The organism is Rhizomonospora bruguierae (assembly GCF_018397995.1).
GTDB classification, from domain to species: Bacteria; Actinomycetota; Actinomycetes; order Mycobacteriales; family Micromonosporaceae; genus Rhizomonospora; species Rhizomonospora bruguierae.
The window spans coordinates 1-15577 of the sequence record NZ_BBQH01000051.1 but is presented as its reverse complement, the minus strand read 5'-3'; the positions used below and the strand labels follow the sequence as shown (position 1 = coordinate 15577).

At 69.2% G+C, this 15577-nt stretch carries 6 protein-coding genes and 1 CRISPR repeat array; all 6 genes read left to right on the top strand.

Going from position 1 to position 15577, the window contains the following annotated elements; translation table 11 throughout:
* Positions 1-155: 155 nt before the first annotated feature.
* The 6 genes from cas7g to cas2 are packed head-to-tail and all read left to right on the top strand — an operon-like array spanning position 156 to position 8568.
* Positions 156-1391, top strand: a complete 1236-nt coding sequence (gene cas7g, locus KJS59_RS23235) for a type I-G CRISPR-associated RAMP protein Csb1/Cas7g (RefSeq protein WP_213455092.1) — start codon at positions 156-158, stop codon at positions 1389-1391.
* Positions 1388-2905 carry a type I-G CRISPR-associated protein Csb2 gene (gene csb2, locus KJS59_RS23230; protein WP_213455091.1) on the top strand — a complete coding sequence of 506 codons (1518 nt, stop codon included), beginning with the start codon at positions 1388-1390 and terminating at the stop codon, positions 2903-2905. Before cas7g ends, csb2 begins: the two co-directional genes overlap by 4 nt.
* Positions 2902-5637: a type I-G CRISPR-associated helicase/endonuclease Cas3g gene (cas3g, locus tag KJS59_RS23225; protein ID WP_213455090.1), complete on the top strand. Its 2736-nt coding sequence runs from the start codon at positions 2902-2904 to the stop codon at positions 5635-5637. Before csb2 ends, cas3g begins: the two co-directional genes overlap by 4 nt.
* A complete protein-coding gene (locus KJS59_RS23220; protein ID WP_213455089.1) occupies positions 5634-6677 on the top strand; it encodes a hypothetical protein in 1044 nt (347 codons plus the stop codon). Before cas3g ends, KJS59_RS23220 begins: the two co-directional genes overlap by 4 nt.
* Positions 6677-8269, top strand: a complete 1593-nt coding sequence (gene cas1, locus KJS59_RS23215; protein WP_213455118.1) for a CRISPR-associated endonuclease Cas1 — start codon at positions 6677-6679, stop codon at positions 8267-8269. The genes KJS59_RS23220 and cas1 overlap by 1 nt, the downstream gene beginning before the upstream one ends.
* Complete coding sequence (cas2, locus tag KJS59_RS23210) at positions 8266-8568, top strand: CRISPR-associated endonuclease Cas2 (protein WP_213455088.1); 303 nt, start codon at positions 8266-8268, stop codon at positions 8566-8568. The genes cas1 and cas2 overlap by 4 nt, the downstream gene beginning before the upstream one ends.
* A gap of 186 nt (positions 8569-8754) precedes the next feature.
* A CRISPR array of direct repeats spans positions 8755-15509; the repeat unit is 36 nt; unit sequence GTCGCAGCTCCCACCGGAGCTGCCTTTCATTGAGGG.
* Between the last annotated feature and the right edge of the window lie 68 nt (positions 15510-15577).

Below are 15577 nucleotides of genomic sequence, written 5' to 3'. Positions count from 1 at the left end.
GGTGGCGACGACCGCCACAATACACTGTGGTCCAAGTACAATCTGGCGCATCGGGCAGTTGGCGTCTCTACCAAGTACATCTCCGTCTCGACGCGCCGGACGCACGGTCCTATCGGGACGTAATAGTCGATGTGCATCTATGAAAGGAAGTCTGAATGCGTTCATTGGATCTTGCTACGTTGCTGGTCGCCGGGTCGCCCGGTGGGTCCAGTTGTCTCACGTCGACCACGGCGCTGGAGCCGGCGGGTGGCCGGCACGCGTCGGTCGCGCCGGCGAAGTTCGCCGAGCGGAACAAGAAGGGCGGTGTGTACGCCTACGAGCAGCGTTTCCTCGGTGACGAGAGCCGCTACGCCGTCATGATCGACTCGAAGCAATCCCAGCTCAACCGGGCCGAGCAGGCGCTCGCCCAGGCTATCGAGGACGGTCACCCGCTGCTCTCCCGGGTTCCCCACGTCCAGGTGACCTACGAGCGTGAGGGCGCACTCGAACACTATTTCGATATCACGCTGTCACACAGAGTGTTCGACGGACACATCAGGGCCGGCACGATCGACGGGCAACCGACCACGCAGACGGAGGCGTACCGGGCGGTCCGTGACGCGACCCCGGCCAACGCCCGGGCCCTGCTGGAGACGAGTCCGGTCACGCTGGTGTTCGGCGGTTGGGATTCGAGCCGGCGCAGCCGGCAGGGCCGCTGGCGCAGCGCGCTGGTCGGCGAGATCGTCGGCTTCGTCTCGGTGAGCCGCGACAAGACCGGCGCACTCGCGAAGCCCGAGCCCGGCATGCGCGGCGGTGCGCGGGTCGACCCGGTCGGCATGCAGATCAACCTCAACAAAAAGGTGATGACCGAGACGGCCGAACGGCAGCGGGCGGATCTGAGCCCGACCACCTACGACGAGATCGTCAAGGCGGCAAATGGGATCAAGTCCGGTGAGGCCAAGTCGGCGTCCGCGCTCGGCCTCGGTGGTATCCCGCCGACGCTGGATCAGCTGGCCGGCGTCGCCTGCGACACCATCATCCGTACCCACGTGCTGTCCTTCGCCACGCTGCGCCAGATGCGGTTCGGGGCCGGTGTCGAGGGTGACGCGGCGTGCCGGGCGCTGCTGGCCGCGCTGGCGCTCAACGCGCTCGCCCGCTCCGATGCCGAGCTCTACCTGCGGGCCAACTGCGACCTCGTCGAGGCGGAGGCGCCGAAGGTCCGGCTCGACCAGCGGGGCGGCGCGTTCGTGGACGTCGAGCCGCTGAGCATCGACGCGGCCGACCTGTTGCTGAGCGAGGCGCTCGCGCACGCCGAGAAGGTCGCCGACGTCACCTGGTCGGGACTGGCGATGCGGGTCACCGGCAACCCGGACATCATCTCCGGCGCGGTCGAAGCGGAAGAGAACAAGTGAGCTTCGCCATCGTCGCCGAGCCCCTCCTCGGCGTCTACAAGGGACATGTGGGCGACGGCCAGCCCGACCCGCTGCCGTCTCCGGCCCGGCTGCACGCTGCCCTGTTGTGCGCGGCGGCGCAGGGCGTCCGGGCGGTCGCCGATGGGGATGGGTTGCAGCCCTGCGAAGCGGACCGAGACGCGTTGCGGTGGCTGGAGGTGCACCCGCCGGATGGCATCACCGTGCCGGAGACGCTGCACAACGGCGGTGCCGCGACGGCGTACCGGAAGGAGGGTCTGGTCGTCAAGGAGGGCCGCAGTCCGCTGTCGGAGAAGCTGATCGGCAAGCCCGCCGTCGGTGGTGTCGCGGTGACCGGACGGTACGCGTGGACCTGGGACCAGAGCCCGCCAGAACCGGTCGCCGCCGCGCTCGCCGAGCTGTGTCCCGAGGTGCCGTACCTGGGGACCAGTGAGTCGCCGGTGCGGCTCGCGGTGGCCGAGGCCGAGCCGACGCACCGCCTCGACCGTGAGGCCGACCTGTTCACCGGGGACGGCCTGGACCTCGCGGTAGCCACGGCCGGTCGGGTGGACGCACTGGAGGCGGCGCACCGCGAGGTATCGGTGGCGCCGCCACTGAAGCAAGACGCGCACAGGTCCAGCGAGAAGACCGTGCCACCGCCGGTGGTGGCGACCGGCATCGCCATTGGACGGTACGCCCGGCCGGAGCCACCGCCCCCGCCAGCGCCGTGGACGTCGGTGCTGCTCTTCCGGGTCGATCAGCCCATCCCGCGGGAGTGGCGGGTGCGGTACGCGGTCGCCGTCCACCGCGCGCTCATCGCACTCATCGGCGACGGTGCGCCCGCGATCCTGACCGGCGGGTACGAGCAGGGCGTGCCGCGGCCCAGCAACCGGTGCGCGATCCAGTTCCTCGGCGCCGAAGCGCCACACATCGGCGGTACCGCGCTGGCTCTGCTGCTGCCGCGGGAGGCGAGCGATGTCGACCTCACCCTGATCAGGATGGCGGCGCAGCGGTTGCGGCGGGTCCGAGTGGGGGCCGGTCCGTTCACTGTCGAGCCGCCGGTGGAAGTCCCGGCCGATGGGTTCTGGCCGGAGCCGGCCGCCGGTACCGAGCGGTGGTGGCAGACCGAGCCGGTCGCCGTGCCCGACAGCCGGCCGCCGCGTGCCGGCCGCTGGTCCCTGGCCGACGCCGCCGCCCTGTCGGTCGCGCTGGTCTGGCGGCACGAGTTCGACGCACAGGGCCGGGGCGACGCGCGCTACCGCGCACTGGCCGAGGCGGCGTCCGGGCGTGGGGTCCGGGTCGAGTCGGCGGTACGGGTGATGGACGGCGACGTGGGCCGCTACGTGCACAAGGTGCACCCGGACACGGTGATTCAGCCGTACCGGGCGGTGCTGAGCCTCGGCGACCTGGCCGGCTCCAGGACCATCGCCGCCATCGGGCAGAGCCGGCACCTGGGCGGCGGCCTGCTCGTGCCGAGGGACCTGCCGTCCGATATCGCCCGGAGGTTGACCCGATGAGCCTCGACCGCGCCGACTTCGCGGCCTTCTTCGCCGCCGTCCACCATAGACACAACCCGTTCCGTTGGCAGGAGCGGCTGCTCGACCACATCCTCCACACCGGGCGGTGGCCGGACCAACTCGTCGCTCCCACCGGGGCCGGCAAGACGAGCGTCATCGATGTGCACGTGTTCGCGGTGGCGCTGATGGCAGCCGGCCACCCGGTCCGGGTGCCGCGCCGGCTGGCGCTCGTCGTCGACCGCCGTGCCCTCGTCGACGACCAGCACGAGCACGCGAAGTCCATCGCGGAGGGTCTGGCGGATGCCCGCGGCGGCAAGACGGTCCTCGCCCGGGTGGCCGACGCGCTCGACTCGCTGCGCATTCGGCGGAAGAGCCCGCCCGAGCCGCCGCTGTGGACGGCGTTGCTACGGGGTGGCGCGCCGCCGGACCGGGAGTGGCTGGACGATCCGGTCGGCTGCGCCGTGCTCTGCGCCACGCCCGACATGTGGGGCTCGCGGCTGCTGCTGTCCGGCTACGGGTCGCGGGCGCAGGCGTGGCCCCGCGAGGCCGGCCTGCTCGCATACGACACCGTCGCCGTCGTTGACGAGGCGCACCTGTCCCAGCAGCTCGTGACCACGGCCGGCCGGGTCACCGAGTTGGCCGCCATCGCGGAGGAGCGGCTCGGCGTACCGGTCCTCCAGGTCGTCGAGACCACCGCCACGCCCCGCGCGGATGCCGGCGTGGCGGTCGGCGTCGAACCGGACGACCTGGACGTGGACGAGCCGTTGCGACAACGGCTCACCGCACCCAAGCCGGTCACCCTGCTGCCGCTCGCGTCCTGGCCGATCCCGCTCAGCGGGCCGGCCCGGAAGGCGGGCATCACGGCGCTGGCGGACGAGGCGATGAGGCTGCGTCAGGAGTACGGTCCGACGGTCGGCTGCTTCGTCAACACGGTTGCGGTCGCCGCCGCCGTCGCCGAGGAACTGCGAGCGCGCGGCATGGAGACCAAGCTGGTCTGCGGGCGGCTGCGGCCGTACGACGTCGCCCTGCTGCGGCCGCCGAAGTCGACGCTGCTCAGCATCGCCGGCGATGCCGGGGTCGACATTCTCGTGAGTACCCAGAGCCTGGAGGTCGGAGTCGATCTCGACCTGGCGGCCGCGGTGACCGAGCTGGCGCCCGGCGGGGCCATCGCCCAGCGGGCCGGCCGGGTCAACCGGCTCGGGCTGCGGAAGACGGCCATCTCCGTGGTGGTGCCGGCGGCCGACCTGCCCGCGGGGGCCCAGTCCGGACCGTACCGGCGCGAAGACCTGGCGGCGGCCCATGCCTGGCTGGCAGACCGGCAGTCCGATCCGGCCGGCCTGGCTCCGTGGGCACTGCGCAAGCCTCGACCGCCGGTACCGGAGCTGAACCGGGACCTGCTCCAACGCCTGGAACTGGCCCAGGTGTGGCACCTCGCCCGGACCAGCGACGACCTGGCCGCGCCCCAGGACGACCTCGACCTGTGGCTCTCCGACAACCTCGACGAGCCCGACCACGAATTCGGGCTCGTCGTCCGGCGCGCGTTGCCGGCCGAGGAATCCGACGCCGTACGGCTCATCGAGGCGCTGCCGCCGCGGGAGTACGAGGTGTTTCCGGTCTCGATCCGGCAGGCGGCGGCGATCCGGGCGCGTCTGAAGCCGGGCTCGGTGCTGGTCCGGCCCGGCGACGACGCACCGCGCCCGCTGGCCGACGAGGACCGGCTCCGGCCCGGCGACCAGCTCGTCATCGACGACACCACCGAGCTGTTCACCGCCAAAGTCGTCGACCCGGACGGCAAGGACCGCGTCGTCGACGTGCTCGACGCGCTCGACGAACCGGGGCCGGGCGAGGTCGTGCTGCGGATCGAGGACGACACCGCCGCGCACCGCCGGTTCCTCGACGCCGTCGCAGACGCCACCGACGACCCGGCTGAGCCCGACCCGCTGGAGATCGCCCGGCTGCTCCGCGTACACCGCGAAGAACTGACGCCGCGACCGATGGTGGTGGCGGCGGCCGGCCTGCTCGACCGGCCGGAAGGCGAGCCGGCCGAGGCCGAGGTGACGCTGCACCGGGGGGAGCTCGACGACGATCCGGCACTGGTCCGGCTGATCGTGGTAGACCTGCGCAAGGCGACCACCGACGAGCAGCTGCGGCAGACGTGGACCCCGCGCCGCAGGCGCGTCGCCCTCAGCCGGCATGCCGAAGCCGTGGCGGAGCGGGCCGAGGCCGTCGCCACCCGACTCGGCCTCGACGCCGGGCTTGTGGAGACGCTCCGACTCGCGGGGCTCCACCACGACGACGGCAAGGCGGACGACCGCTTCCAACGTTCACTGCGTACCGACCCCACCGGCGGCGAGCTGCTGGCCAAGAGCGGGATGCGGGACGTGCGAACGATCCGGCGCCTGCGCGGCGCTTCGGGTCTGCCGACCCGATGGCGGCACGAGCAGCTCTCCGTCGTCCGTGCCTGGCCGGCACTGTCCACCCTGGAGGAGGCGCGCCGGGACATGGTGGCCAGGCTGATCGGCACCAGCCACGGCTACGGGCGGCACGGCTTCCCGCACACGAGCAAGCAGTTGGTCGACGGCGACGACGCGATCACCGCAGCGCTGTACGACGAGGGTCTGTGGGATGAGTTGATCGAACGTACACACATCCGTTGGGGGGTGTGGGGCTGCGCCTACCTGGAGGCGCTGCTCCGCGCGGCCGACGGGCAGGTCTCCGCGGAGGGTTCATGACCGACTTCGTACTGTCGACCGCCGAACCGACGACGATGCTGTCGCACATGGCGCTGTACGGGCTCGCGGCGATCGTTGAGGACGGCGGCCTTGCCGGCGTCCGGCTGTCGTGGACCGCCGGCATGGCGCCCCGACCGGTGCTCAGCGCCCCGCGCGCCACGCCGGAGGTGATCGGCGAGATCGTACGCAGGCACGCGGCCCGACACGACACACCGGAGAGCTGGCCGAGCCGGGAAGTCGCCACAGGCGAGCGGCGAGCGCTGATGAGCCCGCGAATCAGCGTCATCTCCAGCCGCGAGGACTGGCGCTCGCTCCAGGGCCGCCGGCACCAGGTGCTCCAACGGCTCACCGAGGAACGGGCACTGCTCGACCTCCGGCTGATCGCCGCGCTGGGGGAGCCGAGCTACTGGCGCTTCAACCGGCAGGGCCAGCGGCTCCAGGACGACGGCGCCAGCCGGCTGGAAATGCAGCCCCGCAATCAGGGATCCGAGTTCGTGGGCAACCGGATCCGCCCGCTCGCCGCGGCGGTCGCCGCCCGCACCGCCACCGCCGTCAGCGACGGACTGCTCGGCCGCGGCGTCCGCGACGAGGTCGGCAAGGACGCACCGGCCAGCCGTACGCCCACGGGGTTCGCCTCGCCGGGGCCGACCGACAACGCGCTGGCCTGGTGCGCGCTGTGGGGCATCTCGCAGTTCCCGCTCGCCCTGCGCACGACCGGGTTCGCCGCCACAACCGGCCACATCGGACGGGGCACGGCCGGCCGCTACTACGTGCCCGTCTGGCATGGACAATGGCGGACGGCCCGGCTCCGTACCATCGTCGCCAGTGGACAGCTTCGCCGGTTCGCCGAGGCTGGGCTCTCGCCCGACGAGGCCGGGCGAACTCCGGACGACGGGGCCAACGGCGACGCAGCCGCGCAATGGTTGGCGAGCCGGGGCGTCACCGCCGTCGTACGGTTCCCGGTGCGGCGGTTCGGCAGCGACAGCGCACCCGAACGCCGCGCCATGCTCGGCGAGCTCATCAAGACCGGCCGCCCCTGATGCACGAGCTGATCCCCATCAGCCTGGTGGCGCATCAGGCGTTCTGCCCCCGCCGGGCCTGGCTGGAAGCGGCGGGGGAGACGACCGACACGCATCAGATGGCGGTCGGCACAGCGGCCCACACGCCGGCCGACGATCCGACCGGGTCGCGCTCCCGCCGCTACCGCGCCGTCGACGTGATAAGCCACGACCTCGGCGTGATCGGGCGCTGTGACACCGTCGAACTCGACGAGAACGCCGCGATGACCGTCGTCGAGCACAAGGCCACCCCGGTCCGCCGCCGGCCCGAAGTCACCGAACCGATGCGGATCCAGGTGGCGCTCCTGGCCGGTGCCCTGGCCGACATGGGCTACCCCGTGACCGGCCAGGCGATCTACTTCATCAACCACCACACCCGGGTCGACGTACCCATATCCGCGGACGACATGGCGCTCGCCCGGGAGACCGTTGCCGCCACCGCCCGTACGCTCGCCGCCGCGCAAGCACCGCCACCGCTCGAAGACGACCGGCGCTGCTCGCGCTGCTCGCACATCACCGTCTGCCTGCCCGACGAACGCCCGCTCGCGCCGGTCACCCGCCGGATCGTCGTCGCCGACCCGGACACGCAGATCCTGCACCTGACCACCGCGGGTTCGCGGGCGTACGTCGCCCGCGGGCGGATCGAGGTCAGTAAGAGCGGCGAGAAGCTCGGCACCTTCCCGATCGAGCGCGTGCAGGGTGTGGTGGTGCACGGCAACGTCGACCTGTCCAGCGGTCTCATCCGGGAGCTGCTGTGGCGTAGCCTGTCCGTGGTCTGGTGTACCAGCTCGGGGCGCGTCACCGGATGGGCCAGGGCAGCCCAGGGGCCAAACGGCGGCCCGCGACTGCTCCAACACGTCGCATCCCACAACGGGCGCATCGACCTTGCTCGACAGTTCGTCTCCGCGAAGATCGCCAACCAGGCCACACTGCTACGCCGCCACGGTGATGCCCCCACCGCCGTGGCCCGACTGCGGGAGCTACAACGGGAAGCGCTCGAGGCGCCGTCACTCACCGACATCTTCGGTGCCGAAGGCGATGCCGCGGCGCGGTACTTCGAGTGCTTTCTCACCATGCTCCGGCCGAAAGTCGTGGAGGCAGAAGAGCTGACCTTCTCCATACGGACAAGGCGCCCAGCCCGTGACCCGATCAACGCGGCACTGAACCTCTGCTACGGCCTGCTGACCGCGGACGCCCTGCGGGCCGTCGTCGCCTGCGGCCTCGACCCGCACGCAGGCTTCCTGCACAGCAGCGGACGCAACAAGCCGGCGCTGGCGCTCGACCTGGTCGAGGAGTTCCGCGCGCCAGTCGCCGATTCGGTCGTCATCAACGCATTCAACAACGGCGAGATCCGCGCCCGCGACTTCTCAACCGTGCTCGGGACCACCCGCATCGGCGAACGTGGACGCAAGGCACTCATCGCCGGCTACGAACGCCGCGTCACCGGCACCTTCCGGCACCCCCTTTTCGGGTACGACGTGACGTGGCGGCGCGCAATGGAGATCCAGGCACGACTCGTCCTGGGAGTGATCGACGGGACCCAGCCCCGATACCAGGGCATCAAGATCCGATGAGCCTGGACGACGTACGGCGCTATCTCATCGCGTACGACATTTCCGACGACGTCCGCCGAACGAAGGTGGCCAAAAAACTCGAATCATACGGCGACCGCGTACAGTACAGTGTTTTCGTCGTGGACGCCCGCCCGGCCAAAATCCTGCGGCTGCGTACCCAGCTCATCGACCTGATCGACCAGGGCACGGACTCCGTCCTCTTCTGTAACCTGGGCACCCTGCGCGATAACCAACGCCGACCCCTCGACGTGATCGGCCGCAGCCGAACCATCACCGACCACGGGCCAGCAATCCTCTAGATCACCGGCGAAGCCTTCGTCATCCCGCGCGCAAGCGTACACCTGTCGCGGAGACGTTTCTCCTGCCAGCGCGCCTCGTAACGCACCACGATCGTGGCCCTCGGGAGGTCACCCCGATCCCAGGGGCCGTACCCTTCGCAGCAGGCCGGCGTAGACACTGCTCAAGACGGCTGGGATTCTGACCCAGTCGCAGCTCCCACCGGAGCTGCCTTTCATTGAGGGGGGAGGAAGGACATGGATAGGGGTTGACGGTATAGGGTCGCAGCTCCCACCGGAGCTGCCTTTCATTGAGGGTTCGCCGCGTTCACCGCCGTCGTCCATGCCTTCTGGCGTCGCAGCTCCCACCGGAGCTGCCTTTCATTGAGGGTTGGGATGTCTCCGGCGACGCCGCCGCCGGAGACGACGGTCGCAGCTCCCACCGGAGCTGCCTTTCATTGAGGGATCGCGCGGTACAGCCGATCCAGGTGGTCCGGCTCCAAGTCGCAGCTCCCACCGGAGCTGCCTTTCATTGAGGGTCGCCTGGCTGTACCCCGTGCTCGCGAAGGATGCGCCGGTCGCAGCTCCCACCGGAGCTGCCTTTCATTGAGGGCCCGTGTGGACGGTGCGGGGCCCGATCGCGGGGGACGTCGCAGCTCCCACCGGAGCTGCCTTTCATTGAGGGCGAGTGGACGTGTTCGACGGGATCGACTGGGAGGGTCGCAGCTCCCACCGGAGCTGCCTTTCATTGAGGGTGCGACGGACCGACGATGAACAGGCTCGACTTGCTGGCCGTCGCAGCTCCCACCGGAGCTGCCTTTCATTGAGGGCCGCGCGGTAGCCGCCCTCCGCCGCGAAGATCGGAGTCGCAGCTCCCACCGGAGCTGCCTTTCATTGAGGGCGCCTGATGAGGTCGCGGGCGCCGTGGAGGATGGCGGCGGTCGCAGCTCCCACCGGAGCTGCCTTTCATTGAGGGCCCGCCTCCATCAGCGCGACCTTCGCCGGCACCCCGGGTCGCAGCTCCCACCGGAGCTGCCTTTCATTGAGGGTTCACCCCCCGAGTGCAGGCCGCGGTGGACGCCGCCGCAGGTCGCAGCTCCCACCGGAGCTGCCTTTCATTGAGGGAGGGGAGGCCACTGCCGATGCCAGCAGCCCGTCTCGAGGTCGCAGCTCCCACCGGAGCTGCCTTTCATTGAGGGTGCTTGGTCACAGTCACCCCCTCCTGCCGAGTCCCGTCGCAGCTCCCACCGGAGCTGCCTTTCATTGAGGGGCCCGCTCGGCGTCCAGCTCGCTCTGGTTGGTGACGGGTCGCAGCTCCCACCGGAGCTGCCTTTCATTGAGGGGAGTGAGGAGAGGGCCGTGGGGCTCAACACCGCAGGTCGCAGCTCCCACCGGAGCTGCCTTTCATTGAGGGAGCGGGGCGCCCGCCGCGTCACGTCCGCGCATGGTGAGTCGCAGCTCCCACCGGAGCTGCCTTTCATTGAGGGCTCGAAGGGGAGAAGGCCGCGAAGCGGGAGGGGCGCGGGTCGCAGCTCCCACCGGAGCTGCCTTTCATTGAGGGGAACGCACCATCTACCCCCTGCTCGACCACACGCCGGTCGCAGCTCCCACCGGAGCTGCCTTTCATTGAGGGGCCGACCGGAGCTTGTTCCGCCGGGCCTTCGCGTCGGTCGCAGCTCCCACCGGAGCTGCCTTTCATTGAGGGCTGGATGGCCGGACCATCACCGCCAAGAAAGACTCCTCGTCGCAGCTCCCACCGGAGCTGCCTTTCATTGAGGGCTAGCCAACACGGTCTGCCATGTGACCGTCGCCCCCAGTCGCAGCTCCCACCGGAGCTGCCTTTCATTGAGGGCGGGCCGGCGCCGTCCAGTCCGTCATAGCCGAAGTGGTCGCAGCTCCCACCGGAGCTGCCTTTCATTGAGGGACGCTGTCCCACGCGACCAGCGATCTTGGGCGCAACGGTCGCAGCTCCCACCGGAGCTGCCTTTCATTGAGGGACGCGCGGCCGGCCCAGTCGGTGGTGGAGCAGATGTGGGGTCGCAGCTCCCACCGGAGCTGCCTTTCATTGAGGGGGGAGGAAGGACATGGATAGGGGTTGACGGTATAGGGTCGCAGCTCCCACCGGAGCTGCCTTTCATTGAGGGGCGGTCCTCGCCCAGCCCGGCACCTGGCTGCCCCTGACGTCGCAGCTCCCACCGGAGCTGCCTTTCATTGAGGGGCGCCCTGGGCAAACCGAGAGTCTGCGGACGGAGCAACCAGTCGCAGCTCCCACCGGAGCTGCCTTTCATTGAGGGCGGGTGCGCGGTAACAACTCACAGTCCGCGCAGATCAGTCGCAGCTCCCACCGGAGCTGCCTTTCATTGAGGGTACCGGATCAACCCGCTGGCGGGTACCGCGATCTCGGGTCGCAGCTCCCACCGGAGCTGCCTTTCATTGAGGGGCCTACTCAGGGCCGGACAGCCGCGCGGGGTCGGATGGCAGTCGCAGCTCCCACCGGAGCTGCCTTTCATTGAGGGATGCCGTTGACGTCGTCGAGGTACCGGTAGGACAGTCGCAGCTCCCACCGGAGCTGCCTTTCATTGAGGGCCGACCGCGTGGATCTTGTTGTGGTTCGCCGACGTGAAGTCGCAGCTCCCACCGGAGCTGCCTTTCATTGAGGGCCGCTGCGCCCGCAGGGTGGCCGGATGCGCCACGTCGCAGCTCCCACCGGAGCTGCCTTTCATTGAGGGGTCTCGCGGCGGTACCGCTGGCGGCCACTGCCAAGGCCCGTCGCAGCTCCCACCGGAGCTGCCTTTCATTGAGGGGTGATCGTGACCCGGGTCGGCGGGTCGGCGACTTCGTCGCAGCTCCCACCGGAGCTGCCTTTCATTGAGGGCCCGAGGAGGAAGACGAGTGAGGGAGAACGTAGCTCCGGTCGCAGCTCCCACCGGAGCTGCCTTTCATTGAGGGATCCTGGGCCGCAACGACGGCACCACCGGCCCCCTGACGGTCGCAGCTCCCACCGGAGCTGCCTTTCATTGAGGGTTGACCAGGGTGAGCAGGGCGGCCAGGGCTGCGGCCCCGTCGCAGCTCCCACCGGAGCTGCCTTTCATTGAGGGGACCCAGGCGTGGCCCAGGGCAGGCGCATGACGGCCGTCGCAGCTCCCACCGGAGCTGCCTTTCATTGAGGGAGCGACCCAGACTCCAGTTCGGCCGGCAGGTGCGGGGTCGCAGCTCCCACCGGAGCTGCCTTTCATTGAGGGAGGTCCGGGCGCTGGATGCTCGGGTTGAGCGAGGTCGCAGCTCCCACCGGAGCTGCCTTTCATTGAGGGCTTCCCGCCCGGCAGCGCGGCGACCAGCGGCGCGCCGACGGTCGCAGCTCCCACCGGAGCTGCCTTTCATTGAGGGGAGTACGTGGCCTGCGTCGGCTGCTACCGGCCGATCTGGGTCGCAGCTCCCACCGGAGCTGCCTTTCATTGAGGGGTCCGGACGGAACGGGCCTGCGGTCCGGACCGCCGCGGTCGCAGCTCCCACCGGAGCTGCCTTTCATTGAGGGCTGCTCTATGAGCTGGCGGACCGTCTCCTGATGGTGTCCTGTCGCAGCTCCCACCGGAGCTGCCTTTCATTGAGGGTTTGCGGCGTGGGCATGAGGGTGCTGGCCGCGATGTCGTCGCAGCTCCCACCGGAGCTGCCTTTCATTGAGGGTTGAACTCGTGCACTGTTTTCCGACCCCCGTCAACCGTCGCAGCTCCCACCGGAGCTGCCTTTCATTGAGGGAGGTACCGGCCCTCCTTGAAGAAGGGCCGCTCCACCGAGTCGCAGCTCCCACCGGAGCTGCCTTTCATTGAGGGTCGCCGTGGGTCAATCACGAGGCGGCGATGTGGCTCAAGGTCGCAGCTCCCACCGGAGCTGCCTTTCATTGAGGGGGCAGCGGCTCAGCCGGCACACCCCAGTCGTGTTCCTGGTCGCAGCTCCCACCGGAGCTGCCTTTCATTGAGGGGTTCTGCAGGAAGGGCGACGCAGGCCCGGCGGTCGAGTGTCGCAGCTCCCACCGGAGCTGCCTTTCATTGAGGGATGAGCGTCGGCCCCAACTCGCTGCGCGACCGCCTCGCGTCGCAGCTCCCACCGGAGCTGCCTTTCATTGAGGGTTGGTGCCGGTGCTCGCGGTGCGGTCGCCGCGGAGTCGCAGCTCCCACCGGAGCTGCCTTTCATTGAGGGACGGCCGCGCACGCGCTCGCGGCATTCGCGATTCAGTCGCAGCTCCCACCGGAGCTGCCTTTCATTGAGGGGAGCGGAAGCGCACCGAAGAGGGTTGCGGCCCGGGTCGCAGCTCCCACCGGAGCTGCCTTTCATTGAGGGGTAGAACGAGAAGGTCATGTTCCACGCCTGCGAGGTAAAGAGTCGCAGCTCCCACCGGAGCTGCCTTTCATTGAGGGAGGGCACATGAATGATAGGCGATGAGTGACGCGACAGTCGCAGCTCCCACCGGAGCTGCCTTTCATTGAGGGGAGGCGGAAGAACGGGGACTCGCTGACACTCTCCGAGCGTCGCAGCTCCCACCGGAGCTGCCTTTCATTGAGGGGACAAGGTCAAGATCGTGGTCGAGAACAAGCTGCGTCGCAGCTCCCACCGGAGCTGCCTTTCATTGAGGGTCGCCGACGGTGCCACCACGGCCACCTCGGGCATGGAGGTCGCAGCTCCCACCGGAGCTGCCTTTCATTGAGGGCATTTCGGCCACAACCGGCCGATTTTCGTGAAGTCGCAGCTCCCACCGGAGCTGCCTTTCATTGAGGGAGCCTTCTCGCAAGGAGAGCAGCGTGGAGAACCCCGACGTCGCAGCTCCCACCGGAGCTGCCTTTCATTGAGGGGTCACACCCGCCCGAGCCCGAGCCATCCGCCACGAAGTCGCAGCTCCCACCGGAGCTGCCTTTCATTGAGGGGAGTTGCGGTGGATCACTGAGGACCCGCGCCGCGAGCGGTCGCAGCTCCCACCGGAGCTGCCTTTCATTGAGGGCGAACATGGCGGAGGGGTGGCTGTGGGGGCGTGGCTTGGTCGCAGCTCCCACCGGAGCTGCCTTTCATTGAGGGCTACTGGGCCTACTGGTGCGGCGAGGAACAGCACCCCGCGTCGCAGCTCCCACCGGAGCTGCCTTTCATTGAGGGCGCACCGAGGCCAAGGCGAACGCTGAGGCGGCGAAGCGCCGTCGCAGCTCCCACCGGAGCTGCCTTTCATTGAGGGGCCGCGACGACGACGATCGACACCCGGCCGCGGACGGGTCGCAGCTCCCACCGGAGCTGCCTTTCATTGAGGGAGCGCCATGGTGGCGATCTCGGCGGGGGTGGCGAGCAGTCGCAGCTCCCACCGGAGCTGCCTTTCATTGAGGGTCGACGACCGCCCGCTCCGCATCCGGCGGCACCAGCAGGTCGCAGCTCCCACCGGAGCTGCCTTTCATTGAGGGACCGGCGGCCACGCCGGGCCGGCGTTGGTGGCGAAGTCGCAGCTCCCACCGGAGCTGCCTTTCATTGAGGGTCATCTCGCCCGGAGTGTTGCCGATCTTGATGCCATGTCGCAGCTCCCACCGGAGCTGCCTTTCATTGAGGGGCGGCCGCGGTTCCGGCGGTGGGTGCCTGCCCGGGGGTCGCAGCTCCCACCGGAGCTGCCTTTCATTGAGGGGTGGCCCGGTAGTCGCCGCCCACCGTCACCACCGCGTCGCAGCTCCCACCGGAGCTGCCTTTCATTGAGGGGTCGGGCGCGGTGCACCCGGTCTGCCGGACAGTCGGTACGGTCGCAGCTCCCACCGGAGCTGCCTTTCATTGAGGGTGGACATCGACGCGTTGCCGCTTCGACCAGGGCACCGTGTCGCAGCTCCCACCGGAGCTGCCTTTCATTGAGGGCGCTCGGAGCTGGCCGAGGCCGACCTAGATCGGGTCAGGTCGCAGCTCCCACCGGAGCTGCCTTTCATTGAGGGACAAAAAAGAAAAGGAAGGACGCGGGTCTACCGCTACCCTCGTCGCAGCTCCCACCGGAGCTGCCTTTCATTGAGGGTCGGCCGACCTGCGCGAGGCGCTGCTGCGCCGCGTGTCGCAGCTCCCACCGGAGCTGCCTTTCATTGAGGGTCGGCCGACCTGCGCGAGGCGCTGCTGCGCCGCGTGTCGCAGCTCCCACCGGAGCTGCCTTTCATTGAGGGATCGCGTTCCTGTTCGCCGTAGTGGCGACCTGCGGCAGTCGCAGCTCCCACCGGAGCTGCCTTTCATTGAGGGAGGCTGAACAGGCGGAGGACCGCGGGCAGGTCTGACACCGTCGCAGCTCCCACCGGAGCTGCCTTTCATTGAGGGTCGCGCTGGATGTTGCGCCACAAGCCGAAGTCGACGTCGCAGCTCCCACCGGAGCTGCCTTTCATTGAGGGAAGATGACCCGCAAGTTCAGCGTCCTGGAGGACAAGTCGCAGCTCCCACCGGAGCTGCCTTTCATTGAGGGCCCGCCTCCATCAGCGCGACCTTCGCCGGCACCCCGGGTCGCAGCTCCCACCGGAGCTGCCTTTCATTGAGGGACCACCCGGCATTTCACCGGCCTTTGGGTGCGGGAAAGTCGCAGCTCCCACCGGAGCTGCCTTTCATTGAGGGGAGCCCCGCTCGTCCGATCGCACCGACGAGTGGATCGCCGGTCGCAGCTCCCACCGGAGCTGCCTTTCATTGAGGGCACGGGGTCGCGGCGGCGCCGCTGCTGTGGCGCAAGGTCGCAGCTCCCACCGGAGCTGCCTTTCATTGAGGGTGAGTCAGGCCATCTCATCCTTACTACGCGAAAGTCGCAGCTCCCACCGGAGCTGCCTTTCATTGAGGGGGGTTGGAAGGGCAAGCGTCGTAAAACTCCATCGAGTCGCAGCTCCCACCGGAGCTGCCTTTCATTGAGGGCCGTGTTCGACAGCCAGGAGTTCGGCGCGTCGGGTGATGTCGCAGCTCCCACCGGAGCTGCCTTTCATTGAGGGACAGTCAGAATCGCCTGGCAGCACTATGCAGACCGGGCGTCGCAGCTCCCACCGGAGCTGCCTTTCAT

Excerpts from the sequence above, each read along its gene's own strand:
- cas7g (WP_213455092.1), top strand. The coding sequence starts at position 156 with ATGCGTTCATTGGATCTTGCTACGTTGCTGGTCGCCGGGTCGCCCGGT.
- cas3g (WP_213455090.1), top strand. The coding sequence starts at position 2,902 with ATGAGCCTCGACCGCGCCGACTTCGCGGCCTTCTTCGCCGCCGTCCAC.
- KJS59_RS23220 (WP_213455089.1), top strand. The coding sequence starts at position 5,634 with ATGACCGACTTCGTACTGTCGACCGCCGAACCGACGACGATGCTGTCG.
- cas1 (WP_213455118.1), top strand. The coding sequence starts at position 6,677 with ATGCACGAGCTGATCCCCATCAGCCTGGTGGCGCATCAGGCGTTCTGC.
- cas2 (WP_213455088.1), top strand. The coding sequence starts at position 8,266 with ATGAGCCTGGACGACGTACGGCGCTATCTCATCGCGTACGACATTTCC.